This is a genomic window from Metabacillus sp. KJ11-3 (assembly GCF_055808295.1).
Map to the genome: position 1 here is coordinate 1,860,669 of NZ_CM147865.1, position 25,860 is coordinate 1,886,528.

At 38.0% G+C, this 25,860-nt stretch carries 7 protein-coding genes and 1 pseudogene; all 8 read left to right on the forward strand.

What is annotated here, in order from left to right; translation table 11 throughout:
- Position 1 precedes the first annotated feature (1 nt).
- Positions 2-1,060, forward strand: coding sequence for an HAD-IIIC family phosphatase (locus AC0L8O_RS09680; protein ID WP_473447674.1), 1,059 nt, complete (start codon positions 2-4; stop codon positions 1,058-1,060).
- Positions 1,060-1,902: an acyl-CoA dehydrogenase family protein gene (locus AC0L8O_RS09685; protein WP_473447675.1), complete on the forward strand. Its 843-nt coding sequence runs from the start codon at positions 1,060-1,062 to the stop codon at positions 1,900-1,902. Before AC0L8O_RS09680 ends, AC0L8O_RS09685 begins: the two co-directional genes overlap by 1 nt.
- Positions 1,903-1,912: 10 nt before the next feature.
- Positions 1,913-2,200 (forward strand): acyl-CoA dehydrogenase family protein, encoded by a 288-nt coding sequence (locus AC0L8O_RS09690; RefSeq protein WP_473448802.1) that lies wholly within the window; start codon positions 1,913-1,915, stop codon positions 2,198-2,200.
- A 109-nt stretch (positions 2,201-2,309) separates the two neighbouring features.
- The gene (locus tag AC0L8O_RS09695) at positions 2,310-9,830 is read left to right on the forward strand and encodes an SDR family NAD(P)-dependent oxidoreductase (RefSeq protein WP_473447677.1); all 7,521 of its coding nucleotides are present in this window, start codon (positions 2,310-2,312) and stop codon (positions 9,828-9,830) included.
- Positions 9,831-9,844: 14 nt separating this feature from the next.
- Positions 9,845-12,694 (forward strand): type I polyketide synthase, encoded by a 2,850-nt coding sequence (locus AC0L8O_RS09700; protein ID WP_473447679.1) that lies wholly within the window; start codon positions 9,845-9,847, stop codon positions 12,692-12,694.
- Positions 12,695-12,734: 40 nt separating this feature from the next.
- On the forward strand, positions 12,735-14,714 hold the full coding sequence (locus AC0L8O_RS09705; protein ID WP_473447681.1) for an aminotransferase class III-fold pyridoxal phosphate-dependent enzyme: 1,980 nt from the start codon (positions 12,735-12,737) through the stop codon (positions 14,712-14,714).
- A gap of 60 nt (positions 14,715-14,774) precedes the next feature.
- Positions 14,775-15,248, forward strand: coding sequence for a DUF6790 family protein (locus tag AC0L8O_RS09710; RefSeq protein ID WP_473447683.1), 474 nt, complete (start codon positions 14,775-14,777; stop codon positions 15,246-15,248).
- Between the two features lie 85 nt (positions 15,249-15,333).
- Positions 15,334-25,814: pseudogene (locus tag AC0L8O_RS09715) on the forward strand (amino acid adenylation domain-containing protein); the annotation flags it as partial.
- Positions 25,815-25,860: the final 46 nt, after the last annotated feature.

Here is a 25,860-nt window from a genome sequence, read left to right on the forward strand (position 1 = left end):
TATGACTGAGCAAAAAGTTATGACTAGGCCAAAAATAAAGTGTGTTGTATGGGATTTAGACAATACCGTATGGGACGGAGTGCTGATTGAAGACGACCATGTACAATTAAAAGAAAATGTTATTGCTGTCATAAAAGAACTGGATAAAAGAGGGATCTTACAGTCAATCAGTAGTAAAAATGACTATGATCTGGCGAAAGAAAAACTGGAGGAGTTTGGTTTGTGGGATTATTTTATTTATCCGCAAATTAGCTGGAACAGTAAATCAGAAGCAGTTGCTCAGATTGCAAAAAGCATCAATATTGGCATAGATACGTTGGGCTTTGTGGATGATCAGCCGTTTGAAAGGGAAGAGGTTTTATTTAGCCATCCAGAGGTTTTATGTATAGATGCAGAAGATGTTGATAAAATTCCTGATATGGAGAGAATGAAGCCTAAATTCATCACTAATGATTCAAAAAATAGAAGAAAAATGTACCAAAATGATATTAGCAGAAATCAGGATGAGCAAAAGTATACAGGTACAAAAGAAGAATTCTTAACTACTCTCAATATGGTTTTCAAAATTGACAAGGCAAAGGACGAAGACCTTCAAAGGGCAGAAGAGCTTACGGTAAGGACAAATCAGTTAAATTCTACTGGATACATTTATTCTTATGATGAACTAAAAACGTTTATCGATGCAGATGATTACGAAGTTTTTGTTGCACAGCTTGATGATAAATTTGGTACATATGGAAAAATTGGGCTGGCTCTTGTTGAGAAAAAGGATGAAATATGGAATTTGAAGCTACTTCTAATGTCCTGCAGGGTAATGTCAAAAGGTGTTGGCTCTGTGTTTATGAATTATTTGATTAATGAAGCGAAGAAAAACAATAAAACATTACAAGCTCAATTTATCCCAACAGATAGAAACCGAATGATGTATGTTACATACAAATTCAATGGTTTTAAAGAAACCAGTAAAGACGGCGATTTAGTCATTTTTGAGGCAGATATGACGTATGAAAGAACAATACCAGATTACGTAAATTTGGTTTGTGAAGGAAGGGAATATTAATGGATTTTTCTGTAACAAAGGAACAGAAAGAATACAGACAAAGAATTATTGATTTCGCGCGAGAAAATCTAAATGACAGTAGATATACTGAAGAATTTTCTATGGATATGTGGGAAAAAGTCAGCGATTTTAACCTATTGGGATTAACCATAGATAAAGAATACGGAGGTCTTGGAGAAAGTTATACAACTGCAGCTTTTTGCTTTGAAAGCCTTGGATACGCTTGTAAAAATAATGGGTTTATTTTCACAATCAACAATCATATATGGGTATGTCAAAATCTTATCAATATATTTGGCGCAAAAGAACTTAAAGAGAAATATCTTCCTGATATGGTTAAAGGGAAAAGGATAGGTGCAATTGCTATTACAGAGGCTGAAGCAGGTTCAGATGCGTTTTCGATGGTTATGAATGCGGTTGAGGATGAAGAAGATTTTATACTGAACGGAACTAAGCTGTTTATTTCGAATGGTCCAATTGCAGATATCTTTATTGTTTTCGCAGTAACAAAGGAAGCTCCGGATAAGAAGATTACAGCTTTTGTAGTGGAGCGGAATTTTGAAGGAGTAAGTACAGGGAAAGATATTGAAAAGATGGGGCTTAATGCATGTCCAACAAGTGAACTTATTTTAGACAATGTTAGAGTACCAAAAGAAAATATTCTTGGTAACTTAAATTTTGGAAGCTCTAGTATGACAGGTGCGCTTGAATGGGAAAGATGTTTTGAATTTGCACCTCATGTTGGAGTTATGCAGAGAATCATGGAAGAATGCATCAAACAGGCAAATGATCGGAAACAATTCGGAAAACGAATTGGAGAGAATCAGAGCAATCTCGCATAAAATTGCAGAAATGGAAGTTAGCATTGAAATGGCAAGATTGATGTTATATAAGATTGCTTGGTTAAAAGATCAAAAAAAATCTGCCTATCTAGAAACCTCTATATTTAAGCTTTTCGTAAGTGAAAATTATATTAAAACGTGTAGAGATGCAATGCAGATTTTTGGAGCATACGGTTATACAAAAGAATGCGGGATGGAGAAAGAACTAAGAGATGCTCTTGCGAGCAGTATTTACTCAGGTACGAACGAGATGCAAAAGAATACGATTTATAATATGGCAACAGCCATGTGTATGTGATTAAGAGTGCATGTGATGTGAGAAACTTGTTCTTATCATTGAGTTCAGGAAAGTTTTATAAGGAATAGTCAGTTTTATAGATAACTTTATTGCGGAGGTGGCAATGTATATGAATAAAGCAGATGATGTACTTACGGTACTTAGAGAGCTGGGCAAGTCAGATAAAGGCATCACGGTTGTACATTCAAAAGATGAAAAAAAGTTTATATCCTACAAAGAATTATGGAATAGAAGTTACTATGTTTCTAAAGTTTTCGAAAATCATGGGGTAGCCAGGCAAGCAGAAGTGATTATTAGATGTGAGAATCCTGAACTTTTTCTATATTCCTTCTGGGCTTGTGCAATAGGCGGTTACATTGCGGTACCAATAGATCCAAGTAAAAATACGATTGTAGATAGTCTTTTATCACATGTATTGGAGCAGGCAGATCATCCAATAATTATTAGTGACAATTATACACAGGAGACTAGTAATACGCAAGTAATAAACCTGCAAAATTTCTATGATGATATTTTAAAATGTCCTGATCAACTGGACGCTGAATGTCAGACTTCTCCAGATGATATTTTATATGTTTTGTATTCTTCTGGAACAACAGGTATGCCAAAAGGTGTCATCATAAAGAAATCCAATGTGGCAGCCAATGTATATGGTTTTGTTAAACATTATTCTATCAATAAAAATGACAGATTTTTATCATGGGCGCCATTAACACATTGTTATGGAGTGGTTATCTTCCATCTTGTTCCATTAATGGCAGGTGCTGAACAATGTATCATCCCTGCCAAATTGTACATGAATCAGCCTTTAATTTGGACGGAAATGATTCATGAATATCGTGCAACCAGAATTGGTTCACTACCATTTGCCTTAAAACATTTTCATAATGTTTATATGAATTCGGAGAAAAATTATCAATGGGATCTATCATGCGTTGATAGCATGTTTCTCGGCGGAGAATCGGTAGGTTACGCACTATATAAAGATTTTTGTGATGCAGTTAATAAATATGGATTTTCCATAGACAAGGTTTATCCGTTGTATGGATTAACAGAAGCTACAATTATGGTGACAGCGAATAAAACTGGAAAAAAAGCAAGATCATTCAAAATTACAAATGAGAAGCTTGGCATTGGCGATCAAGTTAACTGCGAAGAAGTCGAGGATGCTAAAACGGCTGACCATGTATTTCTTGAAATGGGCACAGCATTGGAAACGGTCCAGCTTAGCATCAGAGATGATGATTTTCAGGAACTCCCAGACGGGCATCTTGGGCAAATTTGTGCAAGCGGTCCTTGTATCACATCTGGTTATTACAAAGACGAAGAAACGACCAAAAATGTTTTTGGGGATGATAAATGGCTACGCACAGGTGATATCGGATTTATTAGAGAAGATAATCTTTTTATTCTTGGAAGGGAAAAGGAACTAGTTGTAGCCAATGGCAAGAAAATATCATGTGCACAAATTGAAGATATCATCAATAAAAGTCTGCAACATACAAACTATCAGCAGTGCGCAGTTTGTAATGGAACGAAGCAAGGGAATGAAAATGAAAAAGTAATCGTTTTTATAAAAGCAGATGTTGATATCCATAATGAAAATGATGTTCAGGAATTTATTGAATGTAAAAATCAAATCAAATCCATGATTTTCGAAAAAATGGGATTAACGATTAGTGACGTCATTCCAGTTGAAGATATTCCTAAAACAAACAGCGGAAAGGCATTTCGTCGGGGATTATCTGACAAATATAATACTGGAGCATATGAAGCGATCTTAAAAAGGCTGAATCATACGAGCAAAAAGCAATCAAAAATTACTGAAAAATCAAATTATTCAAAACGAACAGTTCTATTGACAATTGTGAAATACATAGAAGAACGGTTCAATGTAAAAGTAGTAGACTATGATACTCCTTTTTCTGAATATGGCATTGTTTCTATTAATATTCCATCATTTATTGAACATTTAAAGACTGAATTCAACGTGAATATTCAGATTGCGGATATTTTCAGGTATTTCACAGTTGCTGAATTATCTGGATACATCTATTCGCTTGATAATGCATCAGATAAGGATAGGAGTTTAGGTGACATGAACATGGAGCAGGCAAAAGATAAAATCGCGATTGTCGGAATAAGCTGCCGTTTTCCAGGCGGTGCAAACAGCATTGATGAGTACTGGAACCTGCTTGTTAACGGTGAAGAAGGTGTTAGCGATGTTCCTGAAAATAGATGGGATCTTGAAAAATATTATGATGAAGATAAGACTGCACCTGGAAAAATGTATTCTAAAAAGGCAGGATTTTTAAATCTAAATATAGATGAATTTGATGCAAGATTTTTCAATATTTCACCTAAGGAAGCAGCGGCGCTTGATCCGCAGCAGAGGATGGTTCTCGAACTTACCTGGGAGGCTTTTGAAAATGCAAATATGGATATTACCAAATACAACGGAACCAATACCGGTGTATATGTGGGAATGTCAAATAATGAATATAATTTAGCCCAATTGTATTCTGGTGAATTACCAAGTATCGGAGCCTATGCCCTTACCGGAAGCACGATGAGTACGGCATGTGGAAGAGTATCTTATACGTTTGGGTTTGAGGGACCTTGTATCACGGTAGATACGGCATGCTCATCAACGCTTACCGCGCTACATCTAGCATGTACTGCGATGCAGGCAGGAGAAGCAGATATGCAGGTTGTAGCCGGAATTAACTTAATTGAATCTCCCACTACACATATTGGATTCTCAAAATTACAAGCCATTTCTGAAGATGGACATAGTAAAGCCTTCGATGAAGCTGCAAATGGATATGGAAGAGGAGAAGGCGGCGGCGTCATTATTTTGAAAAGATTATCAGACGCGATCAAAGATCAAAATGAAATTCTTGGTGTAATCAGTGGCACTGGAATAAATCAGGATGGTAAGAGTAATGGTCTAACAGCACCAAACGGGGAAGCTCAGGAAAAACTGATTCGGAAAACATTGATGAATGCCAATATGAATCCTTTAGATGTGGATTATATTGAAATGCATGGTACAGGTACAAAGCTAGGAGACCCAATCGAAGCAGATGCAGTTGGAGCAACTTATGGAAAGGGCAGAAGTCAGGATAATCTGTTAAAGATTGGTTCTGTAAAATCCAATATTGGTCATTTGGAAGCCTCGGCAGGTGTTGCATCCATTATTAAAGTTTTATTATCGATGCAGCATGACATGATCCCAGCTAATCTTCATTTCCATACACCAAACCCATTTATTAACTGGGAAGAGGCTAATTTGGAAGTTATTAGCAAGCATACAGCATGGAAGAAAGAGGATGGTCTTAGAGCCGCAGCCATTAATGGATTTGGATTCGGGGGTTCAAACGCACATATCATTATTGAAGAGTACAAACATGAGGATGTTCGTACGAGCGACGCGAAAAGACAGGATGGAATCGATTATGTCCTTAAGATTTCAGCAAAAAGCGAGAAATCCTTGAAAACACTTGTTGGACAATACCATTCATTAATCAAGGAATGTGCTGAAAGTGAATTAGAAGACATCATTTATACGGCCAATACAGGCAGAGCTGATTTGGATTACAGATTAGCCGTTTGCGGCAGTAACAGCGCTATGATTGCAGATAGAATGGAAAGTTATCTAAAGGATGGTTTTGCAGAAGGTGTCGTTTCAAATATTGATAGAGCTCAAATGATGCAGAAAGACAGAAAAGTGGTATTTATGTTTACCGGGCAGGGCTCACAGTATATCCATATGGGGAAATTACTCTATGAAACAAATGACGTATTTAAACAGGCGTTTGACACTTGTGACAAATTGTTTAAACCATATCTGTTGAAATCAATCGCTTATTTGATTTATGGAGAAAATGCAGATTCACATGTGATCGAAAAAACGGTCTATGCACAGCCGCTAATTTTTGCTATTGAGTATGCTTTATACAAAATGTGGGAGAGATATGGTGTAAATCCGGAGATCGTTATGGGGCACAGCATTGGCGAATATGCAGCAGCTGTTGTTGCAGAAATGATGACTCTTGAAGATGCTGTAAAACTGGTTTCAATTAGAGGAAGACTTATGGATATGGCACCAGGAAAAGGAAAAATGGCAACGATTTTTGCTGATGAGGAGATAGTGCAGAAGCTCCTTTATGAATATGAGGAAACGGTATGTATTGCAGCCCGGAATGCAAAAGAATCCTGTGTCATCGCAGGCATCGCTGAAGATGTAGAAAAAGTGGCAGCTAAGGCTGCAAGTTCGGGGATACGTGAACAAGAATTAAAAGTATCTCATGCCTTCCATTCGATGCTAATGGAACCAATATTGGAAGATTTCCAGTTGATCGCAAAAGAAGTGAATTACAATCCAGGAAAAGTTAGATTTGTTTCTGCCCTTTATGGAAAAGAACTAGAGGAAGGTCAGGTCCTTGATAGCGAATATTGGACAAGACATATTAGAGAAAAAGTCGATTTCTATGGTGCGGTAACAAGTATTGATAAGAAGGAAAATTATTTGCTTCTGGAAGTAGGAAGCAACAGGGTATTAGCAGCGCTCTGTAAATTGATTTTTGAAGAAGAAAGAGTTATTGCATCATCTTTGAACATCAAGAAAGAGGATAAAGTACAGCTGGCTAATGAAATTGCATTTCTCTATGCAGCGGGTGTAAATGTGGACTGGAATAAAATCACCTTTGCAGGAAAAATAGATTGGAAAAGGGCAAAACTTCCAAACTATCCATATGAAAAGAATAAATATTGGATGGAACTGAAATATGACAGAGAATCAGAAAATATCAATACGGAAGATTATCACACTATTCTTGGACAGAGAATTGATCTTCCATATATGAGTGACTCTGTTGTATTCCAAAAGAAATTTACGGCATTAGAACCTTATTATATGAGAGAACATGTCATTTTCAAGGCAGCCATTTCACCAGCAGCAGCCCATATGGCCATGATGCTTTCTGCTGTTAAAGAAATTGGAAATGCTAAGAGCTGTGTATTAAGCAAAATTGATTTCAGAGTTCCATTAGCGGCAAAGGAAGATGAACAACGGCAGGTTCAAGTTTGTATTGAAAAAGGTGGAGACGAATCAAAATTCAGTATTGTCAGCAGAGATTATCATTCCAAACATGATAAATGGCTGATGCATGCACAAGGAAATGTACAAATGCAGAATGATTATAAATTTACGGAATTGCATGCAGATATCGACGAATATAAGCGTCATTCATTTAAAGAGGATATCGAAGACAGCATCTATTATTTTATGGATAAATCCGGCTTTGAGCTGGGGGACGGTTTCCGAAGAATCAAGCGCATCAGCTACGGAGAAAATGATTGCGTCTGTGTGGTAGAACCGTTAAAAACTGTGCCGTATTTTAAAGATTATGTTCTTTACCCTGGAACGATTGATTCCATTTTCCAAACAGGAATTGCGCTGGTATTAGAAAAATTAAAAGAACGCACCAATGTTAATGAAGAGCAAGGAAATAAAACGGTTATTCCATACTATCTTGAAAAGCTGACCTTTAATTATAGAGAATCCGATCAATTGTGGTGTTACTCAAAATCAACTGTGGAAAATGACATCACTTATGCAGACGTTATTGTATATAACGAAAAAGGTGAAGTCTTAATGAAGATTGATAATCTCATGGCTAAAATCACAGAAAGCGACAGTTTATTACGAGAAATGAATAATCTGAATAAATTGTACTATCACACAGACTGGATGAAAACAAAAGCCATCACAAATTTACAGGAACTACCAGAGAATAGGAAATACATTCTTTTCGCTGATGAGAAAGCAGCTTTAAATCCTTTGCTTGAAAAAATGAAGGAATTCAACATGACACCAATATCTGTAGTAGCGGCAAATGAATTCCAAATAGAAAATGAGAATGCCTACGTAATCAATCAGGAAAAGAAAGATGATTGGTCTAAACTTTTTGCAGAAATATGCAGAAACGGTATAAAGAAAAATCTTACGATGATTTATTGTACAACAAAAGACGGTATTCAAATGGAAGCTTTAGACCAGATGAATTATGAATCTGTGAAAGGGTTGCACTATCTGGTTCAGGTCATGAACGAAGAAGGCTATACACAGGGAAGCAAAATTAAAATTGTTACGAAAGATGTTCAAAAACTTGGAGGTTTGAAGAAGCTTAATCTGTCAGGTTCTCTTGTATGGGGATTGGCAAAGGTTATAGCAATCGAATATCCTGAAATGTTTGGCGGAATCATTGATGGTGATGAAGCTGCGTTCTATGAGAATGCCGATTTTATCCATGAAGTTTTAGGAGATAGTGTACAGGAAATTTGTATTAGAGGAACGGATCGGTATGCAGGAAGATTAATTTCTCATCATGATTATTTGAAAAAGAAAATAGATAAGAAAAAGAAAATCGTCATAAAAGAAGATGCTTCATACTTAATTACAGGCGGTACAGGCGCATTAGGTCTTGTTTATGCAGAACAACTTGTAAAAGCAGGTGCTAAGAATCTTATCTTACTATCTAGACGTGAACCAGGGCTAAAAGCGAAGGAAGCATTACAGTCATTTATAGACAGAGGTGTACAGGTAAAGATTGCTCATGGAGATGTTTGTGATTATGAAGAATTGCAGATAGCAGTGGATGAATTCACGGCTGTTTTATCTCCGGCCACAGCTGCTATGCCTCCAATCAAAGGTGTTGTTCATACAGCAGGCGTTTTAAACGACAAAATGCTGATTGACCTTGACTGGAGTGATTTTGAAAAAGTTTTGAATCCTAAAGTAGCTGGAACGGTAAATCTTTACAATGCAGTTGAGATTGAAGAATTGGATTTCTTTATGATGCTGTCCTCGATTACGAGCATTGTCGGAAATATGGGACAAGGTAATTATGCATCTGCCAATCATTTCATGAATTCCTTTGCTGCATATATGGGGATGAACAATCTTCCCGGGTTTACATTCTGTTGGGGACCATGGAGTGAGAGTGGAATGGCAGCAGGTAAAGACTCTGTCACAAGTACGATGGACAGAATGGGGATGAAAACATTCGGAAAAGAACAAGGTCAGCAGGTTATCGAAGATTTTATGGATCAGCCATACGAAAACCTGTTGATTGCGGATGTTGACTGGAATACGTTAGCAGGTTCAATGGATCATGCAGCCGGAAAGAAAGAATTTTTGTCAGCTCTTGTAACGAAACAGGAAATGAACGTGCAAACAGAACCGAATGAGCAGGACTATGCATTCTTGGCAACACTAAAAAGTTTGACAATAGAGGAACGAGAAGATGTCCTAATTGAAAAACTCCAGGGGATCTGCGGAAAAATTATGGGATTTGAAAATGGACAATTATTATCGGTCGATGCAGCCTTTCGGGAACAGGGAGCAGATTCTTTAATGATATTCTCCATGCGTACAGCCATTAATAAGTTGCTGGGAACTGATGTTAATGTATCTGTATTTTTCAACTATCCTACAATTGTGAAACTGTCGGAATATTTGTTAAACGAAGTGCTGGTGTTCGATGAAGAAAATATAGAAGAAAAAGAAAAAGTAGAAAGTATAGAAGACTTATTATCTGAAATCGATACATTAACGACAGTATAGGAGAGGTGCGTGGTATGAATACGAACGATATCAATGTATATAAAGAGGCCTTAATAAAGGCTGCTAACAAAATCAAAGAACTAGATGGAGAACTAAAAATATCAAAAGAAGAAAAGGAAATTGCCATCATCGGATATAATTGCCGGTTTCCCGGCGGTGCTAATAATTCCGAATTATTTTGGGATAAGTTATCTCAAGGATTTGATGCTGTTACGGAAGTTAGACCTGACAGATTTCAAGTCGATTCCTTCTTCAGCGAGAATACACAGGATAAAGGGAAAATAAATACACGCTATGGTTCCTTTTTAGAGCAGGATATTAAGAAATTTGACAACGTACACTTTGAGATATCTCCAATAGAGGCAGTATCTGTAGATCCACAGCAAAAACTTTTACTAGAAGTAAGCTGGGAAGCAATGGAGAATGCTGGTCTTGATATCGAAGAACTGAAGGGAAGTAAAACTGGAGTATTTGTCGGAATCGATGCCATTGACTACGTGAATAGGGAAATGATTTCAGGGAATGTGAAGGATATTGGGGGATACTCACTAGTAGGGGTATCTTCCCATTCAGCAGCGGGCCGACTCTCTTATTTTTATGACTTTAAAGGTCCGGCAGCAAGTGTAAGTACTGCATGTTCATCGTCATTAACAGCGATGAACATGGCAGTAGACAGTCTCAGAAGCGGACAGTGTGATCTGGCTGTTGTTGGAGGTGTCAATCTCATCCTGAATCCGGAACCGTATGTGGGATTATCTCAGAACAATTCATTATCACCAGACGGACGTTGTAAAACATTTGATGCCGCCGCTGATGGATTCGGAAGAGGAGAAGGCTGTGGAATCATTCTATTAAAAAGGCTAAGTGATGCCAAAAGAGATAAGAACAGCGTTGTGGCTTTGGTAAAAAGTATCTATGTTGGTCAGGATGGAAAATCCAACGGTTTTTTTGCACCGAACGGACTGGCAGAACAAAGAGTCATTGCAGAAGCTTTAAAAAGGGCTGGACTAGGTGCTGAGGATGTTGATTACATTGAAGCTCATGGAACAGGAACACCTCTTGGTGACTTGATCGAAACACAGTCGATATGTGAAGTATTTAAAAATAGAAAAGAGCCAATAAAGGTTGGCTCAGTAAAATCCAATATCGGACATCTTGAGGCTGCATCTGGAATGGCGAGCATGATTAAAGTACTGCTTTCCCTTAAACATAAACAGATTCCGCCAAGCATTCATTTTGAAAATCCAAACCCCAATATTGATTGGGAGAGAATTCAAGTAGTAGACAAGCTTACGAATTGGGAGAGTCAAGGGGAAAAGAGAAGAGCCGGTGTCAGCTCATACGGGATCAGTGGAACATTGGTGCATTTGATCTTGGAAGAAACAGATGAGCTTCAGGAAGAAAAACCAGATATGCCTGTAAGTCTATTAACGATATCTACTAAGAATAAAAATGTACTAGAAAATGCGGTTTCTCAAATCAAGGATTATATGAGTCTATCAAAGGAAAAGCTCAGTGACATTGCCTACTCAACCAATATAACAAGGAATAAGAATGAATACAGGTTCGCGGTGGTTGGAAACAGTAAAGAGCAAATGATAAAGGAAATCGATCATGTGCTGAAAAATGAAGAGGCACGAGAATTTTACATGGGAAAAGCAGATAGTAAAAGGAAAAAAATAGTCTTTATGTTTACTGGTCAGGGGTCCATTTATAAAGATGCAGCAAAAGAATTTTATGAAACATCAAAAGAGTTTAGGGAAACATTTGATCGATGTAACGAAAGATTTCAAGAAATATTGGAGATTTCTGTGAAAGATACTTTGTTTGGTGAACTGGAAGAACGGTTAACAAATGCGCTTTATTCTCAGGCGGTCATCTTTTCATTAGAATATTCTTTAACAAAAGTCTGGGATTCCTTGAAAATAAAACCTGATTATGTTGTCGGACACAGTGTCGGAGAATATGCTGCGGCGTGCTATATCGGAATGCTGAGCTTTGAGGATGCGACGAATATGATTGCCTTGAGAAGCAGAATGATGGCAAGTGTGAAACCAAATGGGAAAATGGTTGGCGTTCTGATTGATGAAGCAGTGATGAAGGAAGCTATTTTGGAAAGTGGATGTCAAAATGTTTCGATAGCAGCAGTGAATGCAACCAAAAATGTGACGATTTCAGGTCTAAAAGAAGAAGTGGATACTGTCATCAATGTTTTGCAGAGAAAGGCAAGAGTATTTGTCAATGATCTCGGCATTTTATATCCCTATCATTCTATTGCAATGAAAGAATACTCAGAAATATATGGAAACAGTTTGGACCATATTGTCTGCAATAAATCGACTATCAAAATGATTTCAAGTGTTACCGGCAAGGTAGAAGAAAAAGACACTTTTGAAAATAAAGTGTACTGGATGGAGCATCTTGAAAAAACGGTTTATTTTATGAAGACAATACTAGAAGCAGAAAAATTAGGGGTTACAACCTTTATTGAAATTGGCGGAAATGCAACTTTATGTGGGTTGGCAGGCCAGTGTGTGCAAAAAGAAAATGCTGTTTTTGTGCCTTCTCTTAGAAAAGGAGTAGGCGACTATAAGCAGTTTTTAGAATCTGTAAAACGATTGTATCTCAAAGGAATCAAGATGGACTGGAATAGTTTCTATGAAAATTACAACAAAGAAAAAATAGTTTTGCCTAATTATCCATTTGAAAGAAAGGCAATGTGGAAAGAACAAGCTGCAGAAGGAAGCTCAGAATTAGGAATAAAATCATCAGGTAGAAGCACGGAGGATATAGAGCAACTATTAAAAAAACAAAATGAACAGCTGTTGAAACAGAAACGGATTCTTGAAGACATGTTCAAGTAAAAATCAAAGAAATAGATGAAAAAGGAGGAGTGAATCACTTATGAAAACAGCAGTAGATGAAAAAACGGTATTACAAGTTGTAGAAGAATTAAAAGACATTGTTCACATGATATCAGGCATGGAAAAAGAAGATATGGATGAAAACAGAAAACTTATTTCCTATGGACTGGATTCCATCCTGCTTTTGACCTTGGCAAAACAGCTACATTCAAAGTACAAGGTGGAAATTCCATTAGATGTATTTTTTACAACACTAAATACTTTGCAAATAATTGCAGAATACATAGCAGATAATGGTGTTGTTGAAGACGTTCAGGAAGAGGAAATACACGAAGAAGAAACACTGGAAGAAACAAACGAGACATATGACGTCGATTTATTTTCGGAAGATATATTTACGACTGATAACAATACAGAGGACAAGCCGTTACACAGTGGTCAGAAAATGGATATTGGGATGCTTGTTGAGGTATTTAACAGTCAGTATGAAATTATAACGAAACAAAATGAAATATTAAAGGTGATGGCTGGTTCTGGTTCATCCACAGGAAAGAAAAAGACAGCTCAGAATCAAAAAGGGCAGGACAAAGGGAAGAAAACAGCCCCGAATAAGTCCGGGGATTATTACAAGCCATACCAAAAATATGAGTTCAACCATGCGAATGAAGTAGATGATCTACAGTTAACCTATATTAAAAATATTGAGAAACGGGTGAATGCATTAACACAAAGATCGAAGGACAGAACCCAACACTACAGAAATGTTTATGCAAGCAACAGAAACTCCGCAGGATTTAGACCTTTATACAAAGAAATGCTGTACCAGATTATTGCAGATGAAGGAAAAGGCTCTAAGATTATGGATATCGATGGGAATGAAATGATTGATCTTACAATGGGTTTTGGTGTGTTGATGTTTGGACACAGTCCGGAATTTGTCCGAGATGCGTTAAGCGTTGAGGTTGAAAAAGGAATGCCGCTTGGACCAATGGGGAGACTTACCGGCCAGGTAGCAAAGAATATTTCCGATTTAACGGGAGTCGAAAGAGTTTTCTTCTGTAATTCAGGAACTGAAGCAGATATGTTTGCAGTCAGAGTGGCAAGAGCTGTTACAAAGAAAAATAAAGTTGTGTGTTTCACAGGTGCTTTTCATGGAACCTATGATGGATTTTTAGGGACACCAACTTATTCGGATGATCCAGATCATGCAACGACTTCCTTAGTACCAGGGATTACGGATCATGCAGTAAAAGATTTAATCCTGTTAGATTATGCTTCAGAGGATTCTCTAAAATACATCGAAGAACATAGTGATATCATTGCAGCCGTTTTAACGGAGCCAGTACAGAGCAGAAGGCCTGATGTTCAACCAAAAGAGTTCCTTCAAAAATTGAGAAAGGTAACTGAGGAAAATGATATTGCCTTAATTTTTGATGAAATTATCACCGGTTTTCGAATTGCCTCAGGCGGAGCTCAGGAATACTTTGACGTGGAAGCAGATATCGTGACTTACGGAAAAGTGATTGGCGGCGGTATGCCAATCGGCGTGTTAGCCGGTAAGAGCAGGTTTTTAGACAGTATTGATGGAGGAATGTGGAACTTTGGTGATGATTCTGTACCTCCTAATGATGACAAGAGAACCTTTGTCGCTGGAACATTTTGTCACCATCCAATGGCGATGGCCTCTACCAATGCCGTGCTGGAATATATTAAGGAAAATAAGGACCATATCTATGAATCTCTCAATCAGAAAGCCACTGAATTTGTCTATGAATTAAATCAATTTTTTGACAGTGAGAAGGTGGATATCCATATTAATCAGTTTGGTTCGCTATTTCGATTTACGGTTAATTTGGATAAAGAAATTTTCTATTATGGTTTGCTGGAAAAAGGGATTTATATCTGGGAGGGGCGTAACTGCTTCCTATCTACAGAGCATTCCAAAGAAGATGTGGATTATGTAATAGATGCTGTGAAGAGGACGATTTACGAAATGAAGGAAGCAGGCTTTTTTAGTTAAATCAGGTCTGAATTCAAAGAGTAATAATTTATATAACATACTAGTTAAGGAGAGAAAAATATGATTTTTTTAGCATTTTGGGCATTAGGTATTATTACTGCAGTTGTAGATTTATATTTTAAGGGATTTCCATCAGATCCTGCACAGATTAGCTATGTTCTTTTACTTCATCAGTTTGTTGTTACATTTGGAATTTTAGGCATTACAGGATTACTAAGTAACATGATTTTTGCCAAGCAAAATGCAAAGATGATCGGCTGGCCGGGTGGCCCTTTTCAGATTAAATATGGCTTTTCACAACTGGGACTTGGAGTCATGGGCGTAATGTGTATCTGGTTCCAGGAAGGGTTCTGGTTAGGAACGATCGTTGGTATGTATATATACGGAATCAGCGGCCTTTGGTCACACTGGAATGTTATGAAAATGAATAAAAAAGCAGATGCAGACAGCATAGGAAATATCATTATGGATATTGCATATCAAGCCTTTTTAACCGTCTTATCCATCAATATTGGACTATGGGTAATCGGCTGAGCTGGATATCGCGCGCTTATCCACAGTAAAAGGTTTTTGTTAATTCCTAAACGACAAAAAATCCATTTTAGGAGTGCTGTGTAATATGCAAGGAAAAAAGATAGAATTGTCAGAGATTCAAAAAGGAATCTATTTTGAATGCCAGACAGGCGGGAAAAATATTTATAATATCTCAGCAGCTATAAAAATGAAAAATCAATTAGATCATGAGAAGTTAGAACAGGCATTAAACATGCTGGTAGAAGAACAGGCAGCACTGCGCAGCCATATTGAATTATCAGACGGCAGTGTAGCAATGGTTGTTAATGAACAAGTAGACACTACTATTCATTATTATGATGCTCCTAAGGAATGGAATATAAAACAGAATATAGATGAGATGGTCAAAGAAGAAATTGGGTATGAATTTGATTTATCAAAGGCACCACTTTTTAGAGTGTCTCTGATTGAGAATGGGAAAGATGAAGGGGTTCTTGTGATGATTCTTCATCACATTATTTCAGACGGAGTCTCCCTGGATATTTTCATTCATAAATTATTTTCCTATTATTCAAGGTTCCTTAAGGATGAAACAATAGAAGTAAATGTAGATGATGGATTTTTAAAGTTCGTTGAAGCAGAAAATAAGAAGTTAGCAGATGGAAGCTATGAACAACAAAAAGAATATTGGAAAGAAAAGGTAAGTGATGTGCAAGCTCTGGATTTTCCAAAGGACTTCTCCAGTGCACAGGATAATTATGGAGAGGGGAAAGAGAAAACTTTCCCTATTTCCAAAAACCTTATGAATAGAATCGAAAAAAAATCTCAGCAAGAAGAAGTCACACCATTTATTTTCTGCCTATCTGCATTTAGTGCGCTTATGGGAAGGTATTGTAAGGAAGAGAATGTTGTCATTTCTAGTCCGTTCACGCACAGACCGGGCTTTGATTATGAAGAATCAATAGGTTGCTTTATTTATACACTTCCATTAAAAGTAAGGATTGATGAGAACAAACCATTTAAAGAAGTTATTAGTGGAATGTATGAGGAAATGATCGGAGCTTATAAAAATATTGGATATCCAAATAATTTAATTGCCCGTGAATCTACATCAAGTGTATATACCGGGATGCAGTCCATATTTGATATCTCCTTTGTCTATGACAGATTTAGTCAGCCGGAATGGGAAGGCATAGAGTGTGAGACATTTGAAATGGACATGATTACGTTTCCTGGCAATATGATGGTCATTCTTAATAAAATGCCTGATGGAGACATGATTAAGATTCAGTATAAGTCTGACATCTATGCAGAAGAAATGATTGACATGCTCGGCAAACGTTTTATCAAAATGTTAGAGGCTGTAACAAATCATTCTGAAGTGCTTGTGAAGGACATCGATCTGTTTTTGGAAAAGGAAAAAGAAAAAATCTTAGACGATTTCAATCAAACCTCCTTTTTTGAATATAAGCCGTTGCATATTATGGAGATTTTCCAGGAACGAGTCATCAGGTATAAGGATCATACTGCACTAATTTATGAGGGTGGCAGCATGACGTATGAGGAAGTCGACAAACATGCAAACCAGCTTGCACACCAAATTTTGCAGCATAAGCGAAAAGAGAATGAAGTAATCGGGGTACAGCTGAAGCGTTCGAAAGAAATGGTACTTACCATATTAGGGATTTTGAAAGCAGGATGTGCGTATGTTCCAATTGAAAGCTATTATCCTGAATCAAGAAAACAATATATTTTTAAGGATGCAGATATCTCCATTTTTATAACAACAAAAGACCTGGAATATGAATTCTGTGAAGATAAACAAATTATCTTTGTAGATGACAGTGATGTATATACAGGAGATGACAGCAATCCGGTCATTCAATTGAATCCATATGACCTGGCGTACATCGAGTATACTTCCGGTTCAACTGGAGAGCCAAAAGGAGTTATGGTTGAAAACCATAGTGTCGTAAATACGACAATGGATTTGGAAAGACGTTTCCCTGTTGAAGAGGGAGATGTATATCTATATAAAACTCCATTTTCCTTTGATATTTCGGGAACAGAGCTGTTTGGCTGGTTTATGGGAAAAGGTGCTTTGTGCATCTTGGAGCATGACGGCGAGAAGAACCCCGAACTGATATTGGATTATATAGAGAAATATCATGTTACACATATTAATTTTGTCCCAACGATATTCCGTTTGTTCTTAGAGTTATTTAACGAGAAAAAGAATGTGGAAAAATTAAACTCGTTAAAATGGGTTTTTGTCGGAGGCGAAGCCGTAACACCTGATATTATCGAGAAATTCTTCCAAATCGGTTTGGATGTAAAGCTTGAAAATGTATACGGTCCGACAGAATGTACGATGTGGGCATCACACTATTCAATTAAAGGATATGAAGATGTTTCGAATGTATCGATAGGACATCCTTTAAACGAAATCAGATGGTTTGTAGTAGATGAAAACCATCAAATGCAGATGATTGGAGTGCCGGGAGAGCTAGTTTTGAGCGGAGTAGGTCTGGCACGTGGATATTTGAATAAAGAAGAGCTTACGAACGAAAAATTCTGTGATAATCCATTCTATGATGAAAATAAAGATCCGGTCTGGTTTAAGAAAATGTATAAAACAGGGGACTTGGCCAGATTCCTTCCAGATGGAAGTATTGAATTTATGGGAAGAATGGATTTTCAGGTTAAAATCAGCGGATTACGTATAGAACTGGGTGAGATTGAAAATGCTCTGGCACAGTATGATGGTATTGTAAAAGCTGTCGTGGTGACAAAGCAGTCAACTAATCAGCTGCCACTCATGTGTGCTTATTATCTTGCTCCAAACGAAATACCGGCGTCAGATTTAAGAGAATTTTTAAGCAGTCATGTACCTGCTTATATGATCCCATCCTACTTTGTTCTCATGAAGGAACTTCCGGTTAACAGCAGTGGAAAAATAGACAGGAAAGTCCTGATTGCAGATACAACATATAAAAATCAATCCGTTAAAAAGGATCAAATACCGGTATCTGATCTGGAGAACATCATTGCTGGAGTCTGGAAAGATGTATTAGGAATTGACCAGGTGGGAATTGATGATCATTTCTTTGAAATCGGCGGACATTCCATGGCTTCCATTCTCGTACATAACAAGTTAAAACAAGAACTTGATCGGGAATTTTCCATAACTGTTTTATTCCAATTGCCGACGATACGGCTTTTGGCTGAGCATCTAATGAAAAATGAAAAAGTGACGATTAAAGACAGAAAGAAATATTTTCAGAGAAAGAGAAAAGCGGTTAACTCAGATATTGCCATCATTGGCATGTCTATTGATGTTCCAGGTGCCACAAGCATTAATGAGTTTTGGAACAACCTGAAAAATGAAAAAGAAAGCATCTATTTTTACAATGATGAGGAATTGCGAAATCTCGGAGTTAGCGAAGAAGACATTCAAAACAGTAATTATGTAAAAGCTAAAGGCCGTGTGGATGATATAGAATATTTTGATTCAGAATTTTTCGAATATACACCAAGTGAAGTAAACCACATGTCTCCACAGTTAAGACTTTTGTATAAAGGGACATGGGAGGCACTGGAGGATGCAGGATATTATCCTGGCTCGACAGAGGAAAAAATGGGTATCTTTATTGGCGGTTCAGATGATTTTGCGTGGTATAACGAAGCGCTGGGGAACGCTCGAAATTACAGTGATATGTATCAGGCATTTACCATGAGTACCAATCATTTCCTTGCTACAAGACTAGCTTACAAGTTTAATATCAAAGGACCTGTATTCTCTTCTCTTACAGGATGTTCTACGACACTAGTAACGACTCATCTCGCAGGCCAGTCTCTGATGCTGGGTGAATGTGATATTGCGATTGCAGGTGGTGTGACAGTTGAGCTGCCAAATGATGGCGGTTATATGTATCAGGATGGAATGATGTTTTCACCGGATGGCCATTGTCGCCCATTTGATGCAGAAGCAAAAGGGACGGTTTTTTCAAACGGAATGGGAATCGTTGTGCTGAAGAGACTAGAAGATGCTCTAGAAGCGGGAGACCAAATCTACGCTGTGATTAAAGGTTCTGCAGTCAATAATGATGGAAGCCAGAAGGCTGGTTTTACTGCACCAAGTGTAGATGGACAAGCAGAAGTAATCAGAGAAGCCTATAGACGAGCAGAAATTGATCCGGAAACTGTGGGCTATATCGAAGCACATGGTACTGGAACGGCATTGGGAGATCCTATTGAGGTCGAATCACTGACCAAAGCATTTGCAACAGATAAGAAAGGCTATTGTGTCTTAGGCTCTGTAAAAGGAAACGTCGGACATACAGATACAGCTGCAGGGGTAACTGGACTGATAAAAGTCGCAATGAGCTTAAAGAATAAATATATCCCTGGAACCGTGAATTATAAGGCTCCAAACCCTAAAATCCATTTTGATGAGATTCCATTTGTCGTGAATAGTCACGGAATACAGTGGGAAAACGAAAATAATCTTCCACGTCGGGCAGGAATCAACTCGTTTGGGGTTGGTGGAACCAATGCACATATGGTATTGGAAGAAGCTCCAGTCGTAAGAAACAGCAGTGATCCAGAAAAAACAAATCTTTTGCTTTTCTCTGCAAAAACGGAAAATGCCTTGAATAAGAATATCAAATCAACGCTTGAGTACATTGCCTCTGCTGAAACAATCAATCGTTCCGATGCAGCTTGGACATTGATGGCAGGGAGAAAGCATTTCAACTATAGAAAAGCCGTTGTCATTAATGAGGATTTTGGAAGAGATGTCGATGTGGATGTGCTTATCGAAGATATTCTTGAGAGCGAAACAAAGAAAGCTAACGAAGTTAAGAACGTATACTTTATGTTTTCTGGTCAGGGAAGCCAGTATCAAGGCATTGGCAGAGATTTATACGAGGCAACGGACAGTTTTATTGGAAATCGATATCGTGACTATGTAGATGAGATATTGGGCTATTTAAGTGAAGAGGAACAAATGGAATTTTTTGAAGTCATCTATGGAAATGCAGATCCGGCTCTGATTAATCAGACAAGATACAGCCAGTTTGCATTATTTGTAACAGAATATGCCCTTTCTAGTATTTTGATAGAACTTGGTGTGAAGCCGCAAGCCTTTATCGGACACAGTATTGGGGAGGTAACAGCGGCTGCAGTTGCTGGCGTATGGAGTCTTAAAGATGCCGTAAAAATTGTCAGAGCCCGTGGAGATATCATGCAGAAACAGAAATCCGGTGTGATGCTTGCTGTTATGAAAAGTGCAGACGAAGTGAAAAAGATGCTGATTGATGGAGTATCTCTAGCACTTAACAATACTTCCGATCGTTGTGTCGTTGGAGGAACAAAAGAAAAGATTGAAGAGTTTAAAAAAATCGTGACAGAAAAAGGATTCAAGGCGACAGTACTTAAAACCTCTCATGCCTTTCATACCTATATGATGCAGGATGCTGCAATCGAATTTGGAGAATTTCTGAAAGAATTGAACATGAATAATCCATCTGTTCCGATTGTTTCGAATGTGACCGGGACGTGGGTGGAAGAGAATGAAATGAATACCGCAACATATTGGGCAGAACATATTATTCATCCAGTGCAATTTGACAAGAATCTTGAAGTAATCCTGGATGAAGAGAATGCTGTATTTATCGAGGTAGGCGCAGGAAGATCCTTATGTACCTTTGCACTTCAGCATAAAGACAGAAAAAAAGGTCAGACATTCCTGAATATTATTCGACATCCAGTCGAAAAAGACAACGATTTGGAATTTGCCTATGCAAAGCTGGGGATTGCATGGTGTGCAGGAATCGAACTTGACTGGAAAAAAATGATGGGGGACAAGGTGAAAAACAGAATTTCACTTCCAGTCTATCATTTTGAGAAAAAACCATATCCGATTAAGATTTCCCTGAATGGAGAAAACGCAGGAACTCAAAAGGATTTGGAGAAAGTCTTAGAAGTTTCGGAACAAGCAGCAGTAACGCTTGAGAAAGCAGTATCCCTTGAGGATAACATTATTGATGCATATAAGTCTGTTCTAGGATTTGAAGAGGTTTTGAAAGACGAGGATTTCTTCGAGCTCGGCGGAGACTCGTTAAAAGCGGTAAGTCTGTCTACTGAAATCGAAAGTAAAACTGGAATAAACGTTGCCGTATCAGAGATCTTTAAATATACCACACCGAAGAAATTGAATGCATTTATGAAGACTCTAACCAACAGTTCTACAGATAAGCAAAAAATTGTACCAGTAGCAAAAGCATCTTACTACAATACGTCCTCTGCACAAAAGCGGATGTACAGTTTGTACCTGCTTGATCAAGCGAGTACTGCTTACAATCTTCCTTCTGCAACTGTTATTGAAGGGAAACTGAATGAGGAGAAGGTAAGGGAAGTTGCTGAGAAGCTGTTGATGCGACATGAATCACTAAGGACTTCTTTTGAAATAAGAGAGAACAAAGTGGTACAGATGGTTGCAGATCATGTTGAGATGGAATTGAGTTTTACAGAGCAGCACATTGAAACAGATGAGCAGATGAATGCGTTAATTGAGGATTTTGTGAGGCCATTTGATTTATCCAAAGCTCCTTTATGCAGACTAAAGCTCGTAACTGTTTCTGATGACAAATCAATTCTTTTATTTGATGTACATCATATTATCGCGGATGGCAGCTCTGTGGAAATCCTGACAAGAGATTTTAATGACTTATATGTATCCTCACTGGAACCGTTGGCAGTACAGTATAAAGATTATGCAGAATGGCAGAACCAGTATCTGGCATCAGAGAAAGTGAAAGATTTAAAAGACTACTGGACTGGTATTTTTAAAGATGATATTCCGGTGCTGGAGCTCCCACTAGATAAGGAAAGACCTGCCATTAAGACTTTCGCAGGAGAAAGAATGTATTTTTCCATTGACAGTGAGCTTGCAAGCAGATTGGAACAGTTTGCACAAAATAAGGGTGCGACGATGTATATGACCTTATTAAGTGCATGGTATGTGCTGCTAGCAAGATATTCCGGTCAGGAAGATATTGTAGTTGGCTCACCGGTAGCAGGTAGAGTGACTGCCGAAGTTGCAGATACGATGGGGATGTTTGTCAATATGCTTGCCATGAGAAATAAGCCGGCAGCAAGCAAGAAATTTATCGATTTCTTCCAGGAAGTAAAGGAAAATACGGTTCTAGCGCTTAAGAATCAGGACTTTCAGTTTGATCATTTGATTGAACAGCTGGATATAAACCGTGCTCTTAGCCGCAATGCACTATTTGATGTATGTTTTGATTACCAAAATATGACGACGTATGACCTTGATATTGAAGGGATGAAAATTAAGCCATTTCATTTTGATACACAGACTTCTGCCTATGATTTGGTCTTAACATGCCAGCAGCAGAGAGAAACAAAAGAAATTGATTGTTTTATTGATTATGCAACTGATTTATTTAACCGAGATACGGTTGAGAGAATGCTCAGTAATTACAAAACCATTCTTGAGAGTATCCTAGATGATTGTGAAAAAACGATCGGCACGATTAATATCCTTTCACGATCAGAAAGAGAGCTAATCTACAGACAGTTTGAGGATACAATGCTTGCACGAAAGAAGGATGTTACGCTTCATGAAATGTTTGAGGGAAATGTAGAAAAACACCCGGATAAAACAGCTTTGATTACCTCGGATGGAAGAGTATTTACCTACAACGACTTGAATCAAAAGGCAAATATGATCGCACATACGTTACGTTCTTTACATGTTGGACAAGAAGATTTGATTGGAATCATGACAAAAAGAGATGAATATCTGATAGTTGGAATGCTGGGGATTTTAAAGGCAGGAGCAGCATATGTACCAATTGACTCTCATTTTCCAAAAGAAAGAATTGATCATATGATTGGGACAAGCAGACCAAAAGCGATGCTTGTCGATAAGGAATACAGAGAAAACTTGGAATATGATGGGGTTTGCATCGACTGTGCAGCATTAATAGAGGATGAACGATATGTGAGAAATCCTGAAACGTCATGTGAGGCAGATTCCCTTGCCTATGTTTTATATACTTCCGGTTCAACCGGAAAACCTAAAGGGGTAATGGTCAATCATGCATCTGTCGTTAACTTTGTCCATGATTGTATGAATCGACAAATATTTAAAAATGAAGAAGACAGAGTTATATGTATAACAACATTATCTTTTGACATCTTTGCATTCGAATCGATCGTGCCGTTGTGTACCGGACATTCCATATACATGGCAGATGAAACTGAACAGCTGGATGCGGCACAGGCTGCAAAGAAGATTGTCCAATATGATGTTACACATATCCTAAGTACGGTATCGAGAATCAAAGCATTTGTAGATAATCCGTTGTTTGCACCGGCATTAAAGCAATTAAAATGTGTGTTAAGCGGTGGAGAAAATTTTCCGATTCAGTTGCTTCACGATATCAGAACACTAACCGGAGCACGCATCTATAACATGTATGGGCCTACAGAAACAACCATTTGGTCCACTTCAAAAGAACTGACTAAATCGGATTCTATTAGTATTGGAAAGCCAATTGCCAATACACAGATTTTTATCCTTAATGGAGAAAATCAGCTACAGCCATATGGTGTTTATGGAGAAATCTGTATTGCCGGAGCTGGACTTGCAAGGGGATATTACAATGACAGGCTTGAAACGGAAAAGAAGTTTACCATGGTAGAAGATATACAAGGGATCAAACTTTATAAAACGGGCGATAGAGGCAGGATGATTGCAAATGGCGAGGTTGAAATCTCTGGAAGACTGGATAACCAGATTAAAATCAGAGGATATCGGATTGAGATTGGTGAAATTGAAAGAGCTGCCCTAGAGCATCAAGATGTAGATATTGCAGTAGTCAAAGTGTATGAAGGTGCAGACGATACCAAAAACTTGGGATTGTTTTACTGTCTGAAGGAAAAGGGATCCACACAACTGAAGCAGGACAGTCAATGGCTAAAAGAATGGTTAAAGTCAAGACTGCCGCAATACATGATTCCAGGTGAATACATCCTACTTGATAAGATGCCGACCCTGCCGAATGGAAAGATTAACAAGAAAGCATTAGTTATTCCAGAAGCGAAGATAGCAGTTGAGGCTAAGGTGCAGTCAAAATCAGGACTCGAACGAGACATTCTGAATATCTGGAAAGAGGTATTACAAAAAGACATGATCGGAGTCCATGATAATTTCTTTGATGCAGGCGGCAACTCATTTGCATTGATGATGGTCAATAACAAGATAAACAGTGAATTAGGACTGACAATTCCTATTATGAAACTATTTGAATACCCAACGATTGAAAGCTTCGTTATGGCATTTGCACAGGAAAATGGTATTAATGACGACAGCCATACCGACACATCTGCTGTTGAGTCTGGATTTGATCATGATTATTTTGATGATGACGACTTTGATGAGGAGCTTGAGAATGCAGTAGAAGCAGCTATCCAGAAAGAAACAGGAGAAATTCGGAAGGAAGATGTAGCCGTAATTGGAATGACATGTCGATTTCCGGATGCAGAAAACCTCGAAGAATTCTGGCAAAATCTGATGGATGGTAAAGAAAGTATACGTTTCTTTGATGATGAAGAGCTTTCAAATAGCGGAATTCCGAAAGAAATAGTGGAAAAAGAAAACTATGTAAGGGCTAAAGGCTATTTAGATGGTGTTGAATATTTCGATTCTGATTTATTTGATTATTCGGATAAGGAAGCGCAGATGATGGACCCGCAGATTCGTTTAATGCATCAGTGTACGTATGAAGTATTGGAACATGCAGGTTATAACTCCTTTGAATATGACGGCAAAATTGCTATGTTCGCTGGAAGTGGCTCAAACCTCTTATGGATGTCGAAATTCGGCAATAGTCAGGATGATATCATCGATGCCTTTGAAGCAATAACTTATAACGAAAAAGATTTCCTTACAACAAGGATTGCCTATAAGTTGAATTTAAAAGGATCAAGTATGAATATTCAAACGGCATGCTCCACTTCTCTTGTTGCGATACACGAAGCAGCAAAAGTCGTCATTAATGGAGAAGCAGATATGGCTGTTGCCGGGGGGTATCGATTTCCTATCCAAGAAAAGAAGGATATTTGTGGCATGAAGGAATGATATTTTCCAAAGATGGGCACTGCCGACCATTTTCAAACGACTCGACAGGTACTGTTCCAGGAAATGGATGTGGCGTTGTGCTACTCAAGCCTTTGAAGAAGGCGTTAGAAGATCATGACCATATCTATGCCGTCATTAAAGGCTCTGCGGTAAACAATGATGGAATCGATAAGATTGGCTATACTGCACCAAGTATTAAAGGACAATGTGACGTCATCAAATCGGCGTTAGATAAATCTAAAATTGCCCCAGAGGATATCAATTATGTGGAATCACATGGTACCGGGACTTCCTTGGGGGATCCGATTGAAGTAGAAGCGTTGAAGCAGGCATGGGGGACGTATAAAAATGGATACTGTGCACTTGGTGCCGTAAAAGCAAATATCGGACATCTTGATGCTGCAGCTGGAGTGGCAGGATTTATCAAAACCGTTTTGGTGCTGGATAAAAAAGAAGTACCAC

Coding starts and splice junctions, on each gene's coding strand:
- AC0L8O_RS09705 (WP_473447681.1), top strand. CDS start 12,735: ATGAAAACAGCAGTAGATGAAAAAACGGTATTACAAGTTGTAGAAGAA.
- AC0L8O_RS09700 (WP_473447679.1), top strand. CDS start 9,845: ATGAATACGAACGATATCAATGTATATAAAGAGGCCTTAATAAAGGCT.
- AC0L8O_RS09695 (WP_473447677.1), top strand. CDS start 2,310: ATGAATAAAGCAGATGATGTACTTACGGTACTTAGAGAGCTGGGCAAG.
- AC0L8O_RS09680 (WP_473447674.1), top strand. CDS start 2: ATGACTGAGCAAAAAGTTATGACTAGGCCAAAAATAAAGTGTGTTGTA.
- AC0L8O_RS09690 (WP_473448802.1), top strand. CDS start 1,913: ATGGAAGTTAGCATTGAAATGGCAAGATTGATGTTATATAAGATTGCT.
- AC0L8O_RS09710 (WP_473447683.1), top strand. CDS start 14,775: ATGATTTTTTTAGCATTTTGGGCATTAGGTATTATTACTGCAGTTGTA.
- AC0L8O_RS09685 (WP_473447675.1), top strand. CDS start 1,060: ATGGATTTTTCTGTAACAAAGGAACAGAAAGAATACAGACAAAGAATT.